Raw genomic sequence first — 20,269 nt, 5'->3', positions numbered from 1 at the left:
GTGGCCGATAGGCTCCCGGCCATGACATCCGCCAGCCCGACCCTGGATCCCGCGAACCTCGGCGCCATCTTCAAGGCGTACGACGTGCGCGGCACCGTTCCTGACCAGATGGACGAGACCCTGGCCCGTGCCACGGGCAACGCGTTCGTGCAGGTGCTCGGGGCCGACACGGTGGTGGTCGGCCACGACATGCGGCCCTCCTCGCCCGGCATGGCGCAGGCCTTCGCCGAGGGTGCGGCCACCGCCGGCGCCGACGTCGTGATGATCGGCCTGGCCTCCACCGACCAGCTCTACTTCGCCTCCGGCCACCTGGGCCACGCGGGCGTGATGTTCACCGCGAGCCACAACCCGGCGCAGTACAACGGCATGAAGATGTGCCGCCCCGGTGCCGTGCCGGTGGGCCTGGACACCGGTCTGTCGGAGATCCGTGACGTCGTCGCGGCCGGCACCACGCTCGAGGCCGAGACGCCCGGCGAGATCACCTCCACCGACGTGCTGGCCGACTACGCCGACCACCTGCTGAGCCTGGCGCCCGTGCGAGGCCGTGGGCTCAAGGTCGTGGTCGACGCGGGCAACGGCATGGCCGGGCTCACCGCACCGATGGTCTTCGACCGCATCGGTGGCGTCGTCGAGATGGTGCCGCTCTACTTCGAGCTCGACGGCACCTTCCCGAACCACGAGGCCAACCCGATCGAGGCGGAGAACCTCGTCGACCTGCAGAAGGCCGTGCTGGCCGAGAAGGCCGACATCGGGCTCGCCTTCGACGGTGACGCCGACCGCTGCTTCATCGTCGACGAGAAGGGCCGTGCCGTCTCGCCCTCGACGCTCACCGCGCTGATCGCCGCGCGCGAGCTGGCCAGGCAGCCGGGGGCCACGGTCATCCACAACCTCATCACCTCGCGTGCGGTGCCGGAGATCGTCACCGAGCTGGGCGGCAAGCCGGTGCGCACCCGGGTGGGCCACTCCTTCATCAAGGCCACGATGGCCGAGACCGACGCCGTCTTCGGCGGCGAGCACTCGGGCCACTTCTACTTCCGCGACTTCTGGCGCGCCGACTCGGGCATGCTGGCCGCGCTCCACGCGATGGCGGCGCTCGCCGAGACCGACCTGCCCCTGTCGGAGCTGCTGGCCGAGTACGAGCGCTACCCGGCGTCGGGCGAGATCAACTCGACCGTCGCCGATCAGGGCGCCGTGCTGGCCCGGCTCAAGGAGCAGTACGCGGGCCGCGACGGCGTGGAGGTCGACGAGCTCGACGGCCTCACCGTCACCCACGCTGACTGGTGGTTCAATGTCAGGGCCTCGAACACCGAGCCGCTGCTGCGCCTCAACTCCGAGGGCAAGGACGACGCCACGATGGCCGAGGTCCGCGACGCCGTCCTCTCCACGATCAGGAGCCACTGATGAACCTCGACCCCGCCCTGCTCGACATCATCGTCTGCCCCGCCTGCCACGCGGATCTCTCCGTGGAGGGCGAGGAGCTGGTCTGCACCGGTTGCCACTACGCCTACCCCGTGCGTGACGACATCCCGGTCCTGCTGGTCGACGAGGCCCGCAAGCCCGCCTGAGACGACGCTGATGACGACCTGGTTCGATGAGGCCCGCCTCGACGACGAGCGGGTGCTGGCCGCTGCCGACCCGATGCTGAGGACGCTGGCCGAGGCCGGCGCCCGGGTGCGCCGTGACCGGGTGCAGGTCGGTGAGGCACTCGAGCGAGCCGTGGCCCAGGCGCACCAGGCCAACCGTCCCAGGGCCGTCGTCGCCGCGGGGCCCGACTCGCGACTGCTCCGAGCCGTGCTCGAGCCCTCGTGCCCGGTGCCGTTCGTGGCCTGGCCGATGCCGGGCCTGCCGGGGTGGGTGGGGAGCCTCGACCTCGTCGTGGTGCTGGCACCCGACGGCTCCGACCACGGTTCCGCGCTGGCCGTGACCGAGGGACTGCGCCGCGGAGCCCAGGTGGTCGTGGCCGCGCCCGAGAAGTCGTTGGTCGCCGAGCACGCGGAGGGCCGTTGGTGCCACCTGCTGCCGGTGGTCACCGGTGACCAGTCGGCAGCAGCCGTGGTGATGCTGGAGTTCCTCGACCGGATCGACCTCGGGCCGCACACCGACGTGGACGACGTCGCCGGCGCCCTCGACCAGGTCGCCACCGTCTGCTCGCCCCACCAGGACCTGTCGGTCAATCCCGCCAAGCTGCTCGCGATCGCCCTGGCCGACCGCACGCCGCTGGTCTGGGGAGGCACCGTCCTCGCCGCGCGGGCGGCGCGGCGCGTCGCGGAGTCGTTGAGGCGGGCCACCGGCGTCTCCGCCCTCGCCGGCGACGCCGAGCACCTGCTCCCCGTGATGGAGTCGGCGCCGGTGCGCGACCTGTTCGACGACCCGCTCGACTCCGACCCCGCCAGCGCGCCTCCCGTGCTGGTGGTGCTCGACGACGGCAGCGACCACCCGGTCGTCGCCGAGGAGCGCGACCGGCTGGTCCGCACGGCGGGCGAGCGCCGCGTACGCGTGGAGACCCTGACCTGCGACCCGGGCGCCCTGAGCGAGCTGGCACGCTACTCCTCGCTGCTGTTGCAGGGGCGGTATGCAGCCGCATACCTGCAGATCGGACTGACGGGGGAGTGAACTCATGAGTGGCGGTTTCTTCGCACTGCTCGACGACGTGGCCACGCTGGTGAAGGTGGCCTCGGCCTCCATCGACGACGTGGGAGCAGCCGCCGGCCGGGCCAGCGCCAAGGCAGCGGGCGTGGTGATCGACGACACCGCCGTCACGCCGCAGTACGTCCAGGGGTTGGCTGCGAAGCGGGAGCTGCCGATCGTCAAGCAGATCGCCAAGGGCTCACTGGTCAACAAGCTCTGCTTCATCCTGCCCGCGGCGCTGCTGCTCAGCCAGTTCCTCCCGTGGCTGCTCACCCCGATCCTCATGCTCGGCGGCACCTTCCTCGCCTTCGAGGGCGCCGAGAAGCTGTACGAGAAGCTCTCCGGCCACACCGAGCCCGAGGTGCTCGCCACCGAGATCGGCCCGGAGCAGGAGAAGAAGATGGTCTCCGGAGCGGTCCGGACCGACCTGATCCTCTCGGCCGAGATCATGGTGATCGCCCTCAACGAGGTCACCGACGAGCCGTTCCTCTCGCGGGCGATCATCCTCGTCGTCGTCGCGATCGGCATCACGCTGCTCGTCTACGGCGTCGTCGGCCTCATCGTGAAGGCCGACGACTTCGGCCTGATGCTCGCCACCAAGGCGCGCTCGACATTCGGCCGGCGCTTCGGCCGCGGCCTGGTGAAGTCGATGCCGGGCGTGCTGGCCACCATCGGTGCCGTGGGCACCGTGGCCATGCTCTGGGTCGGTGGCCACATCCTGCTGGTGGGTCTGGACGACCTCGGCTGGCACGCGCCCTACGACCTCGTCCACCACGTCGAGGTCGCGGCCCACGACGCCGTCCCGGTGGCGGCCGGAGCGGTGGGATGGCTGGTCAACACGGCCGGCTCGGCGGTCTTCGGCCTGGTCGTCGGAGCGGTCGTCGTCCTGGTGCTGCACCTGCTGCCCTTCGGGCACGGCAAGGACGAGAAGCACGCCGAGGCCGAGGCGCGCGGCAAGGCCCACCGTGCGCAGGACGTAGCCAACCAGGCCGGTGGACGTGCCGAGGGCGGCGGTACGCCCGGTGCCGGTGATCCCGGCCAGGCCTCCTGACGCCAGCGCGCCACGCCCGGAGGGACGGGGCCCTCACGCCGTGCCAGGAGGAGGGCCAGGGGCAGGGTCGTGAGCAGGGCAGGCACCCTCGGCGGGGCAGGTGCGAATTGCGCGATTGTCGGGAGCCGGTCCTACGCTCGTCGTCGGAGGGGACGGTGGTCCGCTTCTCCGGACCAGCACCAGAGGAACCACTGACGAGGGGTAGTGATGGACTACAAGGTCGCAGACTTGAGCCTGGCCGACTTCGGCCGGACCGAGATCAAGCTTGCCGAGCACGAGATGCCCGGCCTCATGGCGATGCGCGAGCGCTACGGCGACTCGAAGCCGCTGGCAGGCGCGAGGATCGCCGGCTCCATCCACATGACCATCCAGACCGCGGTCCTGATCGAGACCCTGGTCGCCCTCGGCGCGGAGGTCCGCTGGGCCTCGTGCAACATCTTCTCGACCCAGGACCACGCCGCCGCGGCGATGGTCGTGGGCCCCGAGGGCACCGTGGACAACCCGAGCGGTGTCCCGGTCTTCGCCTGGAAGGGCGAGACCTTGGAGGAGTACTGGGAGTGCACGCAGCAGATCCTGCTGTGGCCCAACGGGCAGTACGCCAACATGATCCTGGACGACGGCGGCGACGCCACCATGCTCGTCCACCTCGGTGTCGAGGCTGAGAAGACCGGCGTCGCGCCCGACCCGGCCACCGCCGGATCCGTCGAGGAGCGCATCGTCTTCGAGACCGTCGCCCGCTCGCTCGCCGAGTCGAAGGACCGCTGGACCAAGGTCGCCAACGAGATCAAGGGCGTCACCGAGGAGACCACCACCGGCGTCCACCGTCTCTACGACATGATGAAGGAAGACAAGCTGCTCTTCCCGGCCATCAACGTCAACGACTCGGTCACCAAGTCGAAGTTCGACAACAAGTACGGCTGCCGCCACTCGCTCATCGACGGCATCAACCGCGCCACCGACGTCCTCATCGGCGGCAAGGTCGCCGTGGTCTGCGGCTACGGAGACGTCGGCAAGGGCTGCGCCGAGTCGCTGCGCGGCCAGGGCGCGCGCGTCATCGTGACCGAGATCGACCCGATCTGCGCCCTTCAGGCCGCCATGGACGGCTACCAGGTCGACACGTTGGAGAACGCCCTTCCGATCGCCGACATCATCATCACGGCGACCGGCAACAAGGACGTGGTCTCCGCCGACCAGATGTCGCGCATGAAGCACAACGCGATCGTCGGCAACATCGGCCACTTCGACAACGAGATCGACATGGCCGGCCTCGAGTCGTGGGAGGGCATCGTCCGCAAGAACGTGAAGCCGCAGGTCGACCTGTTCACGTTCCCGGCCGGCAACTCCGTCATCATCCTCTCCGAGGGTCGCCTCATGAACCTGGGCAACGCCACCGGCCACCCGTCGTTCGTGATGTCGAACTCCTTCACCAACCAGGTCCTCGCGCAGATCGAGCTCTACACCAAGCTCGAGGAGTACCCGGTCGGCGTCTACGTGCTGCCCAAGCACCTCGACGAGGAGGTCGCCCGTCTCCACCTCGCGAGCCTGGGCGTCAACCTGACGACGCTCACGTCGAACCAGGCCGACTACCTGGGCATCGACGCCGAGGGTCCGTTCAAGCCCGACCACTACCGCTACTGAGCGTCCTCCTCGGGGACCGTGTTGCTGGCACAATGGCCGACATGACGCAGGCACACCAGGACGCCCGCACGCGCGGGCGCGTCCTGGTCGTCGACGACGACGCCTCCTTGGCGGAGATGTTGACCATCGTCCTGCGTCAGGAGGGTTTCGACTCTCGCATGGTCACCCGAGGGGACCAGGCGGTCCCGGCGTTCCGGGACTACCGCCCCGACGTCGTCCTGCTGGACCTGATGCTGCCCGGCAAGGACGGCATCGACGTGTGCAAGGAGATCCGCGCCGAGTCCGGCGTGCCGATCGTCATGCTCACCGCGAAGGGCGACACCGTCGACGTGGTGCTGGGGCTGGAGAGCGGCGCCGACGACTACGTCGTCAAGCCGTTCAAGCCCAAGGAGCTCGTCGCGCGCATCCGCGCCCGCGTACGCCGCTTCGACTCCCCGGAGTCGGAGACGCTCACCGTCGGAGACCTGAGCATCGACGTCCCGGGGCACCAGGTCACGCGCGACGGCACGGAGATCAACCTCACGCCCCTCGAGTTCGACCTCCTCGTCTGCCTGGCCCGCAAGCCGTGGCAGGTCTTCACCCGCGAGGTCCTCCTGGAGGAGGTCTGGGGCTACCGGCACGCCGCCGACACCCGGCTGGTCAACGTCCACGTCCAGCGCCTGCGCTCCAAGGTCGAGCACGATCCCGAGAACCCCGAGGTCGTGCTCACCGTCCGTGGCGTCGGCTACAGGGCCGGCAAGTCGTAGCGAGCGCCCATGCCACTGCGCAGAGCGTTCGCCCGGTTCTCGGGCGGTGTGCGGCGGTTCCTCACCGCCTGGCGACGGTCCATCCAGGCCCGCGTCGTGGCCAGCACCGTGCTGCTCTGCCTCATCGTGGGCAGCGCCGTGGGGTGGTTCCTGCTGCGCACCACCCGCGACGGCCTGCTCGACCAACGGGTCGACCGCGTCCTCGCGGAGGCGGCCGCCGAGACCGCCGAGGCGCGCAGCCGCCTCACCTTCGCGACCGGCACCGACGTCGACGCCTCGGGCCAGCGCGAGGACCTCATCGAGCCGATCATCGCCCGCGGAGCCGCCAGCGGCTTCGCCGTCGTCCTCTCCCCGCCGGTGGGCTCGGGAGGTGACCTCTCCGGGGGAGGGGTCCAGTTCTCGCGCAACCTCGACAGGGCGAGCGTCCCCGCCTCGATGGTGCGGGAGTTCTCCGATCCGCGCCCCAGCGCGTGGAGCTACACCGACATCCGCACCACCGGGGCGGTGGCACGGGTGGAGCCCGGTCCGGGGATCGTGGTGGCCTCCCAGGTGACGCTGCCGGCGGACGGGCAGACGTACACCCTCTACTACCTCTACCCGCTCACCGACCAGGAGGCCACGCTCGGCCTGGTCAGTCGGGCGTTGCTGGGCGCCGCGGTCTTCCTGGTGCTCCTGGTCGCGGGCGTGACGTGGTTGATCACCCGCCAGGTGGTCAACCCGATCCGCCGAGCCCGCCGCGTCGCCGAGCGGCTCGCCGCGGGCCAGCTCCAGGAGCGCCTGCGCGTCACCGGCGAGGACGACCTCGCCCGCCTGGCCGTCTCCTTCAACCAGATGGCCTCCAACCTGCAACGCCAGATCCGGCAGCTCGAGGAGCTCAGCCGGCTCCAGCGTCGTTTCGTCTCCGACGTCTCCCACGAGCTGCGTACGCCCCTGACCACCGTCCGGATGGCCAGCGACGTCCTGCACGACGCCCGCAGCGACTTCGACCCGGTCACCGCGCGTGCGGCAGAGCTCCTGCAGACCGAGCTCGACCGCTTCGAGGTGCTCCTCGGCGACCTGCTGGAGATCAGCCGCTTCGACGCCGGGGCAGCCGTGCTCGAGGTGGACGACGTCAACCTCCTCGACGTCGTCAACCGCGTCGTCGACGCGACCCGGGTGATGGCCGAGCGGCGGAACACGCGCGTCGTGGTGCGCGAGGCCGACCGCCCCTGCATCGCCGAGGCCGACGTACGACGCGTGGAGCGCATCGTGCGCAACCTCGTCACCAACGCCATCGACCACGCGGAGTCCAGTGACGTGGTGGTGACCCTGGGGGCCGACGACACCGCCGCCGCGCTGACGGTGCGCGACTACGGCGTGGGCCTCGGCCCGGGCGAGTCCGCGATGGTCTTCAACCGCTTCTGGCGCGCCGACCCCGCGCGCGCCCGCACCAGTGGCGGCACCGGACTGGGCCTGTCGATCTCCTTGGAGGACACCCACCTGCACGGTGGCTGGCTCCAGGCGTGGGGACGTCAGGGTGCGGGAGCCCAGTTCCGCCTCACGCTGCCGCGTACGCTCGGACAGCCGCTGCGGCACAGCCCCCTGCCGCTGGTCCCCGAGGATGCGGAGGTGGGCTCATGACCCGTCCGTACGCCCGTTCCCGCCGCAGGTTCGCGGCTCTCCTGACGGTCCTCGCCCTGGGTGTCCTCACGGCCTGCGTACAGATGCCGACGGAGGGGCCGTTGGTGCGCGTCGACCCCCAGGCCGCCGACGAGGACGAGGGCGGCGGCTTCTACGACCCGCGTCCGCCGGCTGACGGGGCGGACCCCGAGGAGATCGTGCTGGGCTTCCTCGAGGCGATGAAGGCGACCCCGGTCACGACCAGCGTGGCCTCGGAGTTCCTCACCGAACGCGCCCAGCGCACGTGGTCGCCCGAGAAGGGCACCATCACCTACTCCGACTTCGGGCCGGCCGTCGGGTTCGCCCGGGTCCGGGTGCCGCTCGTCGAGGCGCACCGCTACGACCGTCGCGGTGCCTGGGAGCACAGGTTGCCGGACGAGGACGCGACCCTGACCTTCCCGATGGCGATCGAGGGGGAGGAGTGGCGCATCGACGCCGCCCCCGACGCCCTCGTCGTCCCGGAGTCGTGGTTCGACGACGGCTTCCAGTCCGCCTCCCTCCACTTCTTCGACCCCACCGGCACGATCCTGGTGCCTGAGCCGGTGCGGGTGCCGTCCGGCGACCAGATGGCGACCGCCCTGGTCCGTGGGCTGCTCGAGGGCGCGCCCGACCGGGCCGTCTCGCGCAGCGCCTTCCCCGCGGGCCGTCTGGCGATGAACTCGGTGCCGATCGACGACGACGGCGTGGCCGACGTCGTGATCGAGGACGTGGACGGCACCGTCGACACGACCTCGGCGGAGGAGATGCTGGCCCAGCTCACCTGGACCCTGCGCCAGGTGCCGGACGTCGACAAGGTCCGGCTGACCATCGACGACCGTCCGGTCACCATGGCCGACGGTGCTCGTGAGGTCTCCGTGCAGTCCAGCCTCGCCTTCAGCCCACTGGGGCGGGACACCAACCGTGACCTCTTCGCCCTGGTCGACGGTCGCCTGGTGCGTGGCGACTTCGAGAACTTCTCCACGACGGCCGGGCCGCTCGGCTCCGGGCTCGGTGTCCGGTCGGTCGGGGTGAGCCTCGACGGCACCCGGGCGGTCGGCGTCACCAGGGACGGACGTTCCGCCGTGGCGGCCGCGCTCGAGAAGGGCGCCCCGGACGAGACCTTCGTGGAGGGGGCGAGTGACCTGCTCCGCCCGGTCTTCGACTTCGCGGGCCGTGTCTGGCTCGTCGACCGGACGCCTTCCGGGGCCCGGGTGTGGGTGAAGTCGGGGGACGGCGACCCGGTCGAGGTCGAGGTCCCCGGCGTCACGGGCGAGGACGTCACCCTCTTCCTGGTCTCGCGGGACTCCTCACGGTTGGTCGCGGTGATCCGCGGGCCGGACCGGGACCGGGTGGTGGTGAGCCGTGTGTCGCACTCACCCGACGGCGGCCGGCCACGCCTCACCCGCGCGCGCACGGTCACCCGCAGCGCAGAGGCTGCGCGACGGGTGACCGACATCGCGTGGCGATCGCCGGTGACCCTGGCCCTGCTCGGCAGCGTCACCCCCGACCTGGCCCAGGTGCGGCTCCTCCCCGTCGACGGTTCGCCCGGGGAGCGCGGCGCGAGCGCGGCCACACGGGTGCGCGGAGAGGCCAGGCGGCTGGTCTGCTCGCCGGTCGAGGGGGACGGGACCTACGTCGTCACCGGCGACCAGATCCTCGACCTCGCCAAGCCGTCGCGCGACCTCCCCGAGCCGGGTGACGGCCCCTCCTGGTTCGGCTTCGTGGGCTGAGCCGGGCGCGGGCTCGTGGTGGGGCGACGTCGGAGCGCGACGCCCGCCGCGCCTCCCCAAGGAGGTGCCGCTCCACAGGAGGAGCTCGGCGCTCGGTGAGAGAGTCCACGGACTGCTGGGCTGGGTCCATGGTCCCCCTGCCGCCTTCGCTCGCCCGCGCACCCGTGGCGCGGGCCACCCGTGCCGCCTGGCTCGACCTGGTCCTCGGCAGCAGCTGCGCCGGCTGCGGCGCCCTCGGACCGCCTGTGTGCGAGCCGTGCCTCACCGTCCTCCCGGAGCCCACGCCGACGGCCCCGCGACCCACCCCGGAGGGCTTCCCGCGCTGCTGGAGCTCGGGGGAGTACGTCGGCCTCCTCGCCGAGGCCGTGGTCGCGCACAAGGAGCGGGGGCGCACCGCCGTCGCACCCTTCCTCGGCGACCGCTTGGCTGCTTCCGTGGCGGCGCTGCTGGTCGCAGGCCAGCGCGTCGGTCCCCGCCCGGTCGTGCTCGTGCCCGTGCCGTCGTCGCCGGGGGCGGCACGAGCTCGTGGCGACGACCCCCTGGCGCGGGTGGTGCGTCTCGCCGCGCGCCGACTGCGGCGCGACGGCCACGACGTACGCGTGCATCCACTCCTACGCAGCCGGGGCGGAGTCCTTGACCAGGGCGGACTCACCGCGGCTCGACGGGCCGACAACCTGGTCGGTTCGATGCACTGTCCCTCGCCGCGCCTGGTCCCGGTCGCCCGGCTCACGCGCAGCGGTCCTGCGCCGGTGATCGTGCTCTGCGACGACGTGGTCACCACCGGGGCGACGCTCGTGGAGGCCCGGCGGGCACTCCTGTCCGTCGGCGCCCCACCGGTGGGTGCGGCGGTCGTGGCAGCGGTGCCTCGACGGGTGCCGACGCGGCGGGTCGGGGCGGGCCGCACACCTCGGACGCCCGTGTGACGGACAGATCAAGGGGGGCGCCTCACGCCCTCGGGCGAAGGGGGTAACGTCTGTGCATGGAGTCCGTTCGGGTCCGTGGTTGCGTCGTCCGGGACGTCTCGGACGACAAGCCGATGCCAGTCGCAGGCAAAACGGCCCACGTAAGGCGTGCCCCCCTCGCGGGGCCGCTGATCACGGTGCGGCTTAGAAGTAAGTCCTGCCTCGGCCCCGTCGTCAGACACGACGGAGGTCGGGAGAAGGTGGGTAGTGGCACTGAGCTGCGAGAGCCTCAGCAGGCGACTGTGGGGACGAAGACCAGGTCGGCCGGACGGACTCCTTCCTCTGCCGCTCGTCGTTGCCCGTGCAGGGCCGGCGGCCGGCAGTCATTGCAGGTGATTTCCACTGAATCGGGAGGTTCACATGGACGTAGTGGTCACAGGCCGTCACATCGAGGTCTCGGAACGGTTCCGCGAGCACGCCGCTGAGAAGCTGTCGCGGCTCGAGAAGCACGACCAGCGGATTCAACGAGTGGCCGTCGAGGTCTCCCACGAGAAGAACCCCCGTCAGACCGAGCGGGCCGTCAAGGTGGAGCTCACTGCCTTCTCGAAGGGCCCCGTGGTCCGTGCCGAGGCCGCAGCCGACGACAAGATGGCTGCGCTCGACCTGGCTCTCGACAAGATGACGTCGCAGATGCGCAAGGCGGCCGACCGTCGCCGGGTGCACCGCGGTCGTCGCACCCCCGTCTCCGTCGGCGAGGCCCTGGCCGATGTCCAGGCGCCCGAGCCCGACGAGACCGACGCAGTCGCCGAGCGTCAGGTCGGGCCGATCACCGTCACGGGCGATGGTCCGCTGGTGGTCAGGGAGAAGACGCACGAGGCAGTTCCCATGACCCTCGACCAGGCGCTCTACGAGATGGAGCTGGTCGGTCACGACTTCTACCTCTTCGTCGACAAGGAGTCGGAGCGGCCGTCGGTGGTCTACCGCCGACGGGGCTACGACTACGGAGTCATCGCGCTCGACATGAGCGAGTGATTTCCTCCGTCTGAAGCAGAGCATCTGAAGCAGAGAGCGCTCCCCCGAGGTGTCGGTACACCTCGGGGGAGTTCTTTGTCTGACATGATGACCGCGTGACCGACGAATCTACGGGCGCCGGAGTCGTCCGGGTCGTCATCGCTGACGACCAGGAGCTCTTCCGCCGCGGACTGACGATGTTGCTGAGCCAGGAGCCCGACATCCAGGTCGTGGGCGAGGCTGCTGACGGCGTCGCCGCCACCGACATGGCCGTGGCGCTGGCCCCCGACGTCGTGCTCCTCGACGTACGCATGCCCAAGCGCACCGGCATCGAGGCGTGCCGCGCGATCAAGGAGGCCACGCCGTCGGCCAAGGTGATCATGCTGACGGTCTCCGACGAGGAGGTCGACCTGTACGAGGCGGTCAAGGGCGGTGCTGCCGGCTACATGCTCAAGGACTCCTCCATCGAGGAGGTCGCCCAGGGCGTCCGGGTGGTGGCCGAGGGACAGTCGCTGATCTCCCCCTCGATGGCGGTCAAGCTCATCGACGAGTTCAAGCAGATGTCGCGTCCCGACCACCAGCAGGGTCCCCGCCTGCGCCTCACCGAGCGCGAGCTCGAGGTGCTCCGCCTGGTGGCCAAGGGCATGAACAACCGTGAGATCGCCAAGGTCCTCTTCATCTCCGAGAACACCGTGAAGAACCACGTGCGCAACATGCTGGAGAAGCTCCAGCTCCACTCGCGCATGGAGGCCGTGATGTACGCGGTCAAGGAGAAGATCCTCGAGCTGCCGTGACGCCACCGGCCGGGCCACGCACGAGCCAGACGCTCTCGCAGTCGCAGGCGCGTCGGATCGCGCTGGCCGCCCAGGGCTTCACGGACCGTCCCCACGCCGCACCGACGCTGCGCAGCCTGGACCGGGCGGTGGCCCGCACCGGTGTGCTCCAGGTCGACTCGGTCAACGTCTTCGCGCGGGCGCACCTGATGCCCCTGTACGCCCGGATGGGGCCCTTCGACCCCGCCCTGCTCGAACGAGCCGCCTCCGGCAGCCGTGACCGGCGCCTGGTCGAGTACTGGGCCCACGTGCAGGCGTACATGCCGGTCGACCTGTGGCCTGCCATGCACCACCGCAGGGTCGCCTTCCGGGCCAGTCGCGGCAAGTGGGGCATGGGTGCCGACGAGACGCTGGAGCCGCAGGTGCTCGCGGCGGTCGCCCAGCGGGGGCCGCTGACGGCCCGCGAGCTGGAGTCCGAGATGGGGGCCACGCGCTCGAAGGAGCACTGGGGGTGGAACTGGTCGCAGGCGCGCAAGGTCCTCGACTACCTCTACTCCGTCGGTGACGTGGCGATCGCCGGCCGTACGCGGGCGTTCGAGGTGGTGTACGACCTGCCCCAGCGCGTGCTGCCGGCCCGCGTGCTCGCCGCGCCCACCCCGAGCCGGGAGGAGGCCGACCTCGAGCTGGTCCGCCGGGCGGTCCGCTCGCTCGGCGTCGCCGACGTCGCCTCGCTGGCCGACTACTACCGGATGCCGGTCGCGGCGACCCGCGCCAGCCTGCGGACCCTGCTGGAGACGGGGGAGGTGGAGCAGGTCACGGTCCAGGGCTGGAGCCGCCCCGCCTTCCTGGACGTCGGGGCGCGGCTGCCGCGCCGGGTTGGTGCTCGCACCCTCCTGAGCCCCTTCGACCCCGTGGTCTGGCACCGTCCACGCGCCGAGGCGCTCTTCGACTTCCACTACCGCATCGAGATCTACACCCCGGTGCACCGACGGGTGCACGGCTACTACGTGCTGCCGTTCCTGCTCGGCGACCGGGTGGCGGCGCGGGTCGACCTCAAGGCGGACCGGCGGCGTGGGGTGCTGGGCGTCCCCGGGGCCTTCGCCGAGGCGTACGCCCCCGCGGACACCGCCGAGCAGCTCGCGGCCGAGCTCCGCCGGGCGGCGGCCTGGGTGGGCTGTGACCGGGTGGAGGTCGGCGCTCGAGGCGACCTCGCCGGCCCCTTGGCCGCGGCCCTGGACAGCGCGCCTGCCTGAACACTGCGTGACCACTGTGCGCGTGCGTCTCCACGTCTCACGTGTGGTGGGTAGCATGGCGGACGGTCCTCGGACCGTGCCGCGCCTCTTCCGATCTGCACCAGGAGTTCAACCCCGTGCCAGCCATCATCGACAAGCTCCTCCGCCTCGGCGAGGGCAAGATCCTGCGTCAGCTCGAGAGCATCGCCAAGGCCGTCAACGCCATCGAGGACGACTTCGTCGCCATGAGCGACGACGAGCTGCGCAACATGACCGATGAGTTCAAGGCGCGGCTGGCCGAGGGCGAGACCCTCGACGACATCATGCCGGAGGCCTTCGCCACGGTGCGCGAGGCCGCGAAGCGCGTCATCGGGCAGCGCCACTACGACGTGCAGATCATGGGTGGGGCCGCGCTCCACCTGGGCAACATCGCCGAGATGCGCACCGGTGAGGGCAAGACCCTCGTCGCGACCCTGCCCGCCTACCTCAACGCGCTGTCGGGCAAGGGCGTCCACGTCGTCACGGTCAACGACTACCTGGCGCGCTACCACGCGGAGTGGATGGGTCGCATCTACTCCTTCCTGGGGCTGACCACCGGCGTGATCCTGCCGTCGATGCGTCCGGCGGAGCGTCGCGAGGCCTACAACTGCGACATCACCTACGCCACCAACAACGAGCTCGGCTTCGACTACCTGCGCGACAACATGGCGGACGCGCTCGAGGACTGCGTCCAGCGTGGACACAACTTCACCATCGTCGACGAGGTCGACTCGATCCTCATCGACGAGGCCCGCACCCCGCTGATCATCTCCGGTCCCACCCAGGACGAGGTGCAGTGGTACGGCGAGTTCTCCCGCATCGCCCGCGACATGGTCAAGGACGTCGACTACGAGGTCGATGAGAAGAAGCGCACGATCTCCGTCCTCGAGCCGGGCATCACCAAGGTCGAGGACAACCTCGGCATCGACAACCTCTACGACTCGGTCAACACGCCGTTGATCTCCTTCATGAACAACTCCATCAAGGCCAAGGAGCTGTTCCGCAAGGACAAGGAGTACGTCGTCATGAACGGCGAGGTGCTCATCGTCGACGAGCACACGGGCCGCATCCTGTCGGGGCGTCGCTACAACGACGGCCTGCACCAGGCGATCGAGGCCAAGGAGGGCGTGACCGTCCGCGAGGAGTACCAGACCCTCGCCACGATCACCTTGCAGAACTACTTCCGCCTCTACTCCAAGCTCTCCGGCATGACCGGTACGGCCATGACCGAGGCGAGCGAGTTCGACAAGATCTACAAGCTCGGCGTCGTGCCGATCCCGCCGAACAAGCCGCTGGCCCGTATCGACCAGCCCGACCTCGTCTACCGGACCGAGGAGGCGAAGTACGCGGCCGTCGTGCAGGACATCGCCGACCGCCACCGCAAGGGGCAGCCGATCCTGGTCGGCACCGTGTCGGTCGAGAAGTCCGAGCTGCTCTCGGGCCTGCTCAAGCGCGAGGGCGTGCCGCACACCGTCCTCAACGCCAAGGTCCACGCCGACGAGGCAAAGATCGTCGCGATGGCCGGTCACCGCGGCGCCGTCACGGTCGCCACCAACATGGCCGGTCGAGGCACCGACATCATGCTCGGTGGCTCGGTCGAGTTCCTGGCCGACCAGGAGCTGCGCAACGCCGGCATCGAGCCCACCGGTGAGACCGCCGACGAGTACGAGGCCAAGTGGGAGGACACCCTCACCCGGATCAAGGCGCAGGTGAAGGCCGAGCACGACGACGTGGCGGCCCTGGGTGGTCTCTACGTCATCGGCACCGAGCGTCACGAGTCGCGCCGCATCGACAACCAGCTGCGTGGTCGTTCCGGTCGTCAGGGTGACCCGGGCGAGAGCCGCTTCTACCTCTCCCTCCAGGACGAGATGATGCGCCTCTTCAAGGGCGAGATGATCGACCGCCTGCTGACCGCGCTGAAGGTCCCGGACGACATGCCGATCGACTCCAAGCGCGTCACCAACTCGATCGCCGGGGCCCAGGCCAACCTGGAGTCCCAGAACTTCGAGTCGCGCAAGAACGTCCTCAAGTACGACGACGTGATGAGCCGCCAGCGCGAGGTCATCTACGCCGAGCGTCGTCGGGTGCTCGAGGGCGCCGACCTCGAGGCGCAGATCCGCGGCTTCATCGACGAGGTCGTCAACGGCTACGTCAACGGCGCGACCATCGAGCAGGCCGAGGACTGGGACCTGCCGGCACTGGAGACGGCCCTCAAGCAGCTCTACCCGATGAGCTTCACGCTGGAGAGCCTGGTCGAGAAGGCGGGCGGCCGGATCAACCTCACCCGCGAGGCGCTGTCCGAGGAGGTCCGCAAGGACGCCCACGCCGCGTACGACGCGCGTGAGGACGAGGTCGGCCACGAGGTCATGCGTGAGCTCGAGCGCAAGGTCGTCCTCTCGGTGCTGGACCGCAAGTGGCGTGAGCACCTCTACGAGATGGACTACCTGCGTGAGGGCATCTACCTGCGCGCCTACTCGCAGCGCGACCCGCTGGTGGAGTACCAGCGCGAAGGCTTCGACATGTTCTCGGCCATGATGGACGGCATCAAGGAGGAGTCCGTCGGCTTCCTCTTCAACCTGTCCGTGGAGATCGAGGAGCAGCCCGCTCACGACCACGACCACGACCACGAGGACGAGGCTCCCGGGCTGATCAACATGGACGAGGCCGCCCCGCACGCCCCGCAGGTCAGGGCCAAGGGGCTCGCGCCGAAGAAGCCGCAGATCCTCACCTACACGGCGCCGTCGGAGGACGGCGACGCCGAGGTGCTCACCGCACCCGCCGCCGAGGCCGACCCGTTCGCAGGCATCGCTCGCAATGCGGACTGCCCCTGCGGCTCCGGGAAGAAGTTCAAGAAGTGCCACGGAGCGCCGGGCGGCGCCTCCGGGCAGACCGCCAGGGTCGGCTGACCCGCACCGACAGCGGGTTCAGCAGAACTCCAGCGCCGTGCAGATCCACCGTCCGCGGTGGACCTCGAAGCGGCCGGCCACCGCACGCGACCTTGCGCCGTGCTTGAGGTGGACGGCCGCTTCGACCGTCGTGGGGGAGAGGAAGCTGAGCCGTACGCCGTGCACACGTGCCCGGGTGGCGCCCGCAGGACGGCCCTGGCCCGGCTCCCGGCGACCCGCGTGGGCGACCAGGACAGCACGTCGTACGAGGTCCTGGTGCACGTCGGCGCGGTTCCAGCGCAGCAGCTGGGACGCCGGCCGGTCGCCGGCGACGATCTCGACCGCGGCCTGGGCGTAGCGCTCGACCCACCTCTCCAGGTCGTGGCGCAGCGCGTCGGGCACCCGGACGAGGTCGCAGCCCGCGCGCCCCGGCCGCGCCTCCGGGCGGGGCGGGTCGAGGCAGGGCGTGAGGTCGAGGGCCAGCGAGCCCTGGACCAGCGTGGGGGTGGGCGCGAAGTGCACCGGACGGTGCGGGGTGCGCCGGTCGATCGGGGTCGGGGTGCTGCTCATCGTGCGTCCTCTCGGTGGGTGGGGTCAGGAAGGTCCAGGGCGAGCCGTTGGCCAGGCAGGATCACGTCCGGGTCGCCGCCCACGACCTCATGGTTGGCGAGGTGCAGCGCGGTGACGGCTCTCGACACCTCCGCGTCGCTCGTCGGGGAGTCCGCAGCCGCGAGCCGGGCCCGCGCGATGGCCCACAGCGTGTCGCCGCTGCGTACGACGTGGGCGTCGGAGCGGTCGCCCGAGCGGGAGGCGCCGCCCTCGGGGTCGTGGGGGGTCGCAGCCGACCCGGTGGTGCCTGCAGACGCCCCGGGTGCGTCGGGTGCCTCAGGTGCCGCGACGTCCTCCCCCGCGGGAGGCGTCGCGGGGGCAGGCGCTGACGTCGTCGGGCTGGTGCTCGTGGGCGCCACCGGCGACGGCAGCCCGGTGTCGGGCCCCGACACCGGCCGGTCGGGGTAGGGGAGCCCCTGGAGCGCTCCGGCTGACCCGGTTGACCCAGTCGAGCCGGCAGTGTCGGTTGTGGGGGCGGAGTCCATCGGTGCGGACGCCGCGTGGGAGGTGGTGCCCAGGGTGACGGTGGCCAGGCAGCCACAGGCGACCAGCGTCGCCCGTCGCCACCAGCCTGCCTCACCGCGGACGCGGCCCCGGAGGGCGTCGACGACGGTGACGCTCGTCAGCACCCACAGCCAGGGGCACACCAGGGCGGCCAGCGCACCTGCCAGGTCGACCACGAGCACGTCGAACGGGCGGCCTGAAGGGGTGTCGGCCAGCGCCGCGGCGCTCTCCAGCCCCAGGAGGGTGCCCGCGGCCAGCACGACGGTGGCCGCGACCCAGACGAGCAGGCAGCGCCAGACGGGGGCAGCGGGGGCGGTGCCGCGCAGGGCATCGATGCTCCGAGACATCCCAGACCCTTTCGTTTGTGTCTGTTTGCCTCATCTAAGCGGCGATAGGCGTTCTTTGCCCATCCCCATTTCCGGGCATCGCGAGGGACATCGGCCCGCCCGGGCCCTCACGTCCCCCACTTGGGGGAACCGTCGCCACCGGGGGGTCGAGGAGCGTGGGAGGTTGCACGAGGCTCCCGCACCCCAGTTGGCTGGGGCCACGTCCGCCGTGGGCGTGGGGGTGAGGAGGAACGCCATGTCCGAGCAGGTGCAGTGGATCCACGTCGCGACGGCGGCCGCGGTCGTCGTGCTGGTGATGGTCGCCTCCGCGGGGACGAGCTGGTGGGCCGTCGCGGGGTGGTGCGGCGCCACCGTCGCCCTGGCCCTCTGGACGGTGCTCGTGCTGCGGGTGCGGGCTCGCGAGCCGCGACGCCGGGGCCGGCCGTCGTGAGCGAGGACTCCTCCGAGCGGGCGATGTTCGAGGTCCTGGAGGATCTGGAGGCGCACGCGGAGACGCTCCACCACCTGGAGAGGGCGGCCGAGGTGGCCGACCGGAGTCGGGCTGAGTACCAGGCGGTCCTGCTCGAGGGCCGTCTCATGGCATCGGTGGGCCACGAGGTGGTCCTGGGACTCCGGGGAGTCGGACCGGTTCGTGGCCAGCTCAGGCGCGTGGGCGACCAGTGGTGCCAGGTGACGGCAGCGCAGGTGCGATGGACCGTGCGCTCCGTCGCCCTGCTGTGGGCCCAGGGACTCTCGGAGCGCGCCCTGCCACGGCTGGCGTGGAGCAGGATCGACACCGTCGGTCTGGGGTCGCCACTGCGTCGGATCGCGGACGACCGCCTCGAGTGCACCGTCCACCTGGTCGACGGCAGCACGCTCCAGGGCGTGCTGAGGCGCGTGGGTGGTGACTTCGTCGAGCTCGGAGAAGGGCCGGACGCCGTCACCCTGGTGGCGCTGGAGGCCGTCGGGGCAGTGCGCACCGAGGACCGCTCGGGCGTGGTCTGACCCGGCTCGCGGTCAGGCTGGTGCGGGTCAGGTGGCGTCGACGTCGAAGGGTGGGGTCTGGCCCTTCGGGAGGCGAGCCGTCGCTGCGCTGGCCGGAGCGACCTCGTCGTCCTCGGCCAGCACGTCGGAGATGTGCTTGCGCACGAGGGCGCGCGGGTCCAGGTCGCGGAGCTGGAGGTCGGCGTACTCCGGACCGAGCTCCTCGCGGAGCTCGTCCCGGGCCGCGTTGGCCATCTGACGGCCCTTCTTGACCATCTGGCCCGCCTGCTTCGCCAGTTCAGGCAGGCGGTCAGGGCCGAAGACCATCACGGCGACCAGTGCGATGACAGCCAGCTCTGTCAGCCCCATTCCGAACATGGGTCAGAACTTACTCGTCGGTGTCAATCCCAGCTGCATTCCAGCCAGTCCTCGGCCACGTCCGCTGAGGTCGCGGGCGATCCGGTGGATCACTTCGGCGGCCGGAGAGGTCGGGTTCGACTCCACGACGGGCTTGCCGTCGTCGCCGCCCTCACGCAGGCTGACGTCGATCGGCAGCGAGCCGAGCACCTTCACGTCGTAACCGAAGCGCTGCGACAGGGTTCGGGCGACCCGCTCGCCACCGCCGGAGCCGAAGATCTCCAGCTTGTGCTCCTTGCCCTCCGCCTCGCAGTGGGGGCAGGGGAGGTAGGCCATGTTCTCCACGACGCCGATGACGCGCTGGTGCATCATCGAGGCCATCGTGCCGGCGCGCTCGGCGACCTCGGCAGCGGCCTCCTGTGGCGTGGTGACCACGATGACCTCCGCGCTCGGCAGGTGCTGGCCGAGCGAGATGGCGACGTCGCCGGTGCCCGGCGGCAGGTCGAGGAGCAGGACGTCGAGGTCGCCCCAGAAGACGTCGGCGAGCATCTGCACCAGCGCCCGGTCGAGCATGGGTCCGCGCCACGCGACCACCTGGTCGCGGCGGGGCTTGAGCATGCCGATCGAGATGACCGAGACGCCCGAGGCCGTGGGGACGGGCATGATCAGGTCGTCGACCTGGGTGGGTCGGGTGTCGGCCACCCCGAGCATCGCGGGCACCGAGTGGCCGTAGATGTCGGCGTCGACGATGCCGACCTTCATGCCCTGGGCAGCGAGCGCGAGGGCCAGGTTGACGGTGACCGACGACTTGCCGACACCACCCTTGCCGCTGGCGATGGCGTAGACCTTGGTCAGGTTGCCGGGCTGGCCGAACGGGATCTCGCGCTGGGCCTGGCCGCCGCGCAGCGTCTCACCCAGGGCGGCGCGCTGCTCCGGCGTCATGACGCCCAGCTCGAGCTCCACGCCGGTCACGCCGGGGACGGCGGTGACGGCAGCGGTGACGTCGCGGTTGATCGTGTCCTTGAGGGGGCACCCGGCCACGGTCAGGAGGACCTTGACGTTGACCACGCCGGCATCGGTGATCACCACGTCGTCCACCATGCCGAGCTCGGTGATGGGGCGCTTGATCTCGGGGTCGTTGACTCCGGCGAGTGCGGAGTTGACCTGCTCGAGGGTGGGGGTGCTCATGTGGACCGATTCTACGAGTCGACCCCTG

The 20,269-nt window shown here is 70.7% G+C and carries 19 protein-coding genes; 15 read left to right on the top strand and 4 right to left on the bottom strand.

All coding sequences use genetic code 11. The annotated features are described in order from the left end of the window. Positions 1-21: 21 nt before the first annotated feature. The 13 genes from FCL41_RS12260 to secA all read left to right on the top strand — a co-directional run bounded on the left by FCL41_RS12260 (position 22) and on the right by secA (position 16,294). Complete coding sequence (locus FCL41_RS12260) at positions 22-1,401, top strand: phosphomannomutase/phosphoglucomutase (RefSeq protein ID WP_137067176.1); 1,380 nt, start codon at positions 22-24, stop codon at positions 1,399-1,401. Then, entirely contained in the window at positions 1,401-1,565 is a 165-nt protein-coding gene (locus tag FCL41_RS12255; protein ID WP_137067175.1) for a Trm112 family protein, read from the top strand. The genes FCL41_RS12260 and FCL41_RS12255 overlap by 1 nt, the downstream gene beginning before the upstream one ends. A 10-nt stretch (positions 1,566-1,575) precedes the next feature. Next, entirely contained in the window at positions 1,576-2,613 is a 1,038-nt protein-coding gene (locus FCL41_RS12250) for an SIS domain-containing protein (protein ID WP_137067174.1), read from the top strand. Positions 2,614-2,617: 4 nt separating this feature from the next. Next, positions 2,618-3,679, top strand: a complete 1,062-nt coding sequence (locus FCL41_RS12245) for a DUF808 domain-containing protein (protein WP_137067173.1) — start codon at positions 2,618-2,620, stop codon at positions 3,677-3,679. A 207-nt stretch (positions 3,680-3,886) separates the two neighbouring features. Beyond that, on the top strand, positions 3,887-5,317 hold the full coding sequence (gene ahcY, locus FCL41_RS12240) for an adenosylhomocysteinase (RefSeq protein WP_137067172.1): 1,431 nt from the start codon (positions 3,887-3,889) through the stop codon (positions 5,315-5,317). A gap of 41 nt (positions 5,318-5,358) precedes the next feature. Continuing rightward, positions 5,359-6,063: an MtrAB system response regulator MtrA gene (gene mtrA / locus FCL41_RS12235; protein ID WP_137067171.1), complete on the top strand. Its 705-nt coding sequence runs from the start codon at positions 5,359-5,361 to the stop codon at positions 6,061-6,063. A gap of 9 nt (positions 6,064-6,072) precedes the next feature. Then, positions 6,073-7,683 carry an MtrAB system histidine kinase MtrB gene (mtrB, locus tag FCL41_RS12230; protein ID WP_137067170.1) on the top strand — a complete coding sequence of 537 codons (1,611 nt, stop codon included), beginning with the start codon at positions 6,073-6,075 and terminating at the stop codon, positions 7,681-7,683. Then, complete coding sequence (locus tag FCL41_RS12225; protein WP_137067169.1) at positions 7,680-9,431, top strand: LpqB family beta-propeller domain-containing protein; 1,752 nt, start codon at positions 7,680-7,682, stop codon at positions 9,429-9,431. Before mtrB ends, FCL41_RS12225 begins: the two co-directional genes overlap by 4 nt. 128 nt (positions 9,432-9,559) lie before the next feature. After that, complete coding sequence (locus tag FCL41_RS12220; RefSeq protein WP_137067168.1) at positions 9,560-10,354, top strand: ComF family protein; 795 nt, start codon at positions 9,560-9,562, stop codon at positions 10,352-10,354. Between the two features lie 399 nt (positions 10,355-10,753). Continuing rightward, positions 10,754-11,365, top strand: coding sequence for a ribosome hibernation-promoting factor, HPF/YfiA family (hpf, locus tag FCL41_RS12215; protein ID WP_137067167.1), 612 nt, complete (start codon positions 10,754-10,756; stop codon positions 11,363-11,365). A gap of 95 nt (positions 11,366-11,460) precedes the next feature. Further along, positions 11,461-12,138 carry a response regulator gene (locus FCL41_RS12210; protein ID WP_212723201.1) on the top strand — a complete coding sequence of 226 codons (678 nt, stop codon included), beginning with the start codon at positions 11,461-11,463 and terminating at the stop codon, positions 12,136-12,138. Continuing rightward, positions 12,135-13,370 (top strand): winged helix-turn-helix domain-containing protein, encoded by a 1,236-nt coding sequence (locus FCL41_RS12205; protein WP_137067166.1) that lies wholly within the window; start codon positions 12,135-12,137, stop codon positions 13,368-13,370. Before FCL41_RS12210 ends, FCL41_RS12205 begins: the two co-directional genes overlap by 4 nt. A gap of 116 nt (positions 13,371-13,486) precedes the next feature. Beyond that, complete coding sequence (gene secA / locus FCL41_RS12200) at positions 13,487-16,294, top strand: preprotein translocase subunit SecA (protein ID WP_137067165.1); 2,808 nt, start codon at positions 13,487-13,489, stop codon at positions 16,292-16,294. Between the two features lie 18 nt (positions 16,295-16,312). Here secA and FCL41_RS12195 read toward each other — a convergent pair whose 3' ends face one another. Both FCL41_RS12195 and FCL41_RS17275 read right to left on the bottom strand, forming a co-directional pair. After that, positions 16,313-16,843, bottom strand: coding sequence for an Rv3235 family protein (locus tag FCL41_RS12195; RefSeq protein WP_137067164.1), 531 nt, complete (start codon positions 16,841-16,843; stop codon positions 16,313-16,315). Continuing rightward, the gene (locus FCL41_RS17275; protein ID WP_212723200.1) at positions 16,840-17,733 is read right to left on the bottom strand and encodes a LysM peptidoglycan-binding domain-containing protein; all 894 of its coding nucleotides are present in this window, start codon (positions 17,731-17,733) and stop codon (positions 16,840-16,842) included. Before FCL41_RS17275 ends, FCL41_RS12195 begins: the two co-directional genes overlap by 4 nt. A 235-nt stretch (positions 17,734-17,968) precedes the next feature. On the opposite strand from FCL41_RS17275, the gene FCL41_RS12185 reads away from it, so the two are divergent. Together FCL41_RS12185 and FCL41_RS12180 are read left to right on the top strand one after the other, a co-directional pair. Next, positions 17,969-18,163, top strand: a complete 195-nt coding sequence (locus tag FCL41_RS12185; protein WP_137067163.1) for a hypothetical protein — start codon at positions 17,969-17,971, stop codon at positions 18,161-18,163. Next, positions 18,160-18,717 (top strand): hypothetical protein, encoded by a 558-nt coding sequence (locus FCL41_RS12180; protein ID WP_137067162.1) that lies wholly within the window; start codon positions 18,160-18,162, stop codon positions 18,715-18,717. Before FCL41_RS12185 ends, FCL41_RS12180 begins: the two co-directional genes overlap by 4 nt. A 27-nt stretch (positions 18,718-18,744) precedes the next feature. On the opposite strand, the gene FCL41_RS12175 is transcribed toward FCL41_RS12180, so the two are convergent. Both FCL41_RS12175 and FCL41_RS12170 read right to left on the bottom strand, forming a co-directional pair. Then, positions 18,745-19,074, bottom strand: coding sequence for a sec-independent translocase (locus FCL41_RS12175; RefSeq protein WP_137067161.1), 330 nt, complete (start codon positions 19,072-19,074; stop codon positions 18,745-18,747). Between the two features lie 3 nt (positions 19,075-19,077). Beyond that, entirely contained in the window at positions 19,078-20,241 is a 1,164-nt protein-coding gene (locus tag FCL41_RS12170; RefSeq protein WP_137067160.1) for an Mrp/NBP35 family ATP-binding protein, read from the bottom strand. Positions 20,242-20,269: the final 28 nt, after the last annotated feature.

Source organism: Nocardioides jishulii (genome assembly GCF_006007965.1).
Lineage (GTDB): Bacteria > Actinomycetota > Actinomycetes > Propionibacteriales > Nocardioidaceae > Nocardioides > Nocardioides jishulii.
Note: the sequence above shows the minus strand (reverse complement) of the source record. Positions and strands in the feature narration are given on the sequence as shown.

Coding starts and splice junctions, on each gene's coding strand:
- FCL41_RS12260 (WP_137067176.1), top strand. CDS start 22: ATGACATCCGCCAGCCCGACCCTGGATCCCGCGAACCTCGGCGCCATC.
- FCL41_RS12255 (WP_137067175.1), top strand. CDS start 1,401: ATGAACCTCGACCCCGCCCTGCTCGACATCATCGTCTGCCCCGCCTGC.
- FCL41_RS12250 (WP_137067174.1), top strand. CDS start 1,576: ATGACGACCTGGTTCGATGAGGCCCGCCTCGACGACGAGCGGGTGCTG.
- FCL41_RS12245 (WP_137067173.1), top strand. CDS start 2,618: ATGAGTGGCGGTTTCTTCGCACTGCTCGACGACGTGGCCACGCTGGTG.
- ahcY (WP_137067172.1), top strand. CDS start 3,887: ATGGACTACAAGGTCGCAGACTTGAGCCTGGCCGACTTCGGCCGGACC.
- mtrA (WP_137067171.1), top strand. CDS start 5,359: ATGACGCAGGCACACCAGGACGCCCGCACGCGCGGGCGCGTCCTGGTC.
- mtrB (WP_137067170.1), top strand. CDS start 6,073: ATGCCACTGCGCAGAGCGTTCGCCCGGTTCTCGGGCGGTGTGCGGCGG.
- FCL41_RS12225 (WP_137067169.1), top strand. CDS start 7,680: ATGACCCGTCCGTACGCCCGTTCCCGCCGCAGGTTCGCGGCTCTCCTG.
- FCL41_RS12220 (WP_137067168.1), top strand. CDS start 9,560: ATGGTCCCCCTGCCGCCTTCGCTCGCCCGCGCACCCGTGGCGCGGGCC.
- hpf (WP_137067167.1), top strand. CDS start 10,754: ATGGACGTAGTGGTCACAGGCCGTCACATCGAGGTCTCGGAACGGTTC.
- FCL41_RS12195 (WP_137067164.1), bottom strand. CDS start 16,843: ATGAGCAGCACCCCGACCCCGATCGACCGGCGCACCCCGCACCGTCCG.
- FCL41_RS17275 (WP_212723200.1), bottom strand. CDS start 17,733: ATGTCTCGGAGCATCGATGCCCTGCGCGGCACCGCCCCCGCTGCCCCC.
- FCL41_RS12185 (WP_137067163.1), top strand. CDS start 17,969: ATGTCCGAGCAGGTGCAGTGGATCCACGTCGCGACGGCGGCCGCGGTC.
- FCL41_RS12175 (WP_137067161.1), bottom strand. CDS start 19,074: ATGTTCGGAATGGGGCTGACAGAGCTGGCTGTCATCGCACTGGTCGCC.
- FCL41_RS12170 (WP_137067160.1), bottom strand. CDS start 20,241: ATGAGCACCCCCACCCTCGAGCAGGTCAACTCCGCACTCGCCGGAGTC.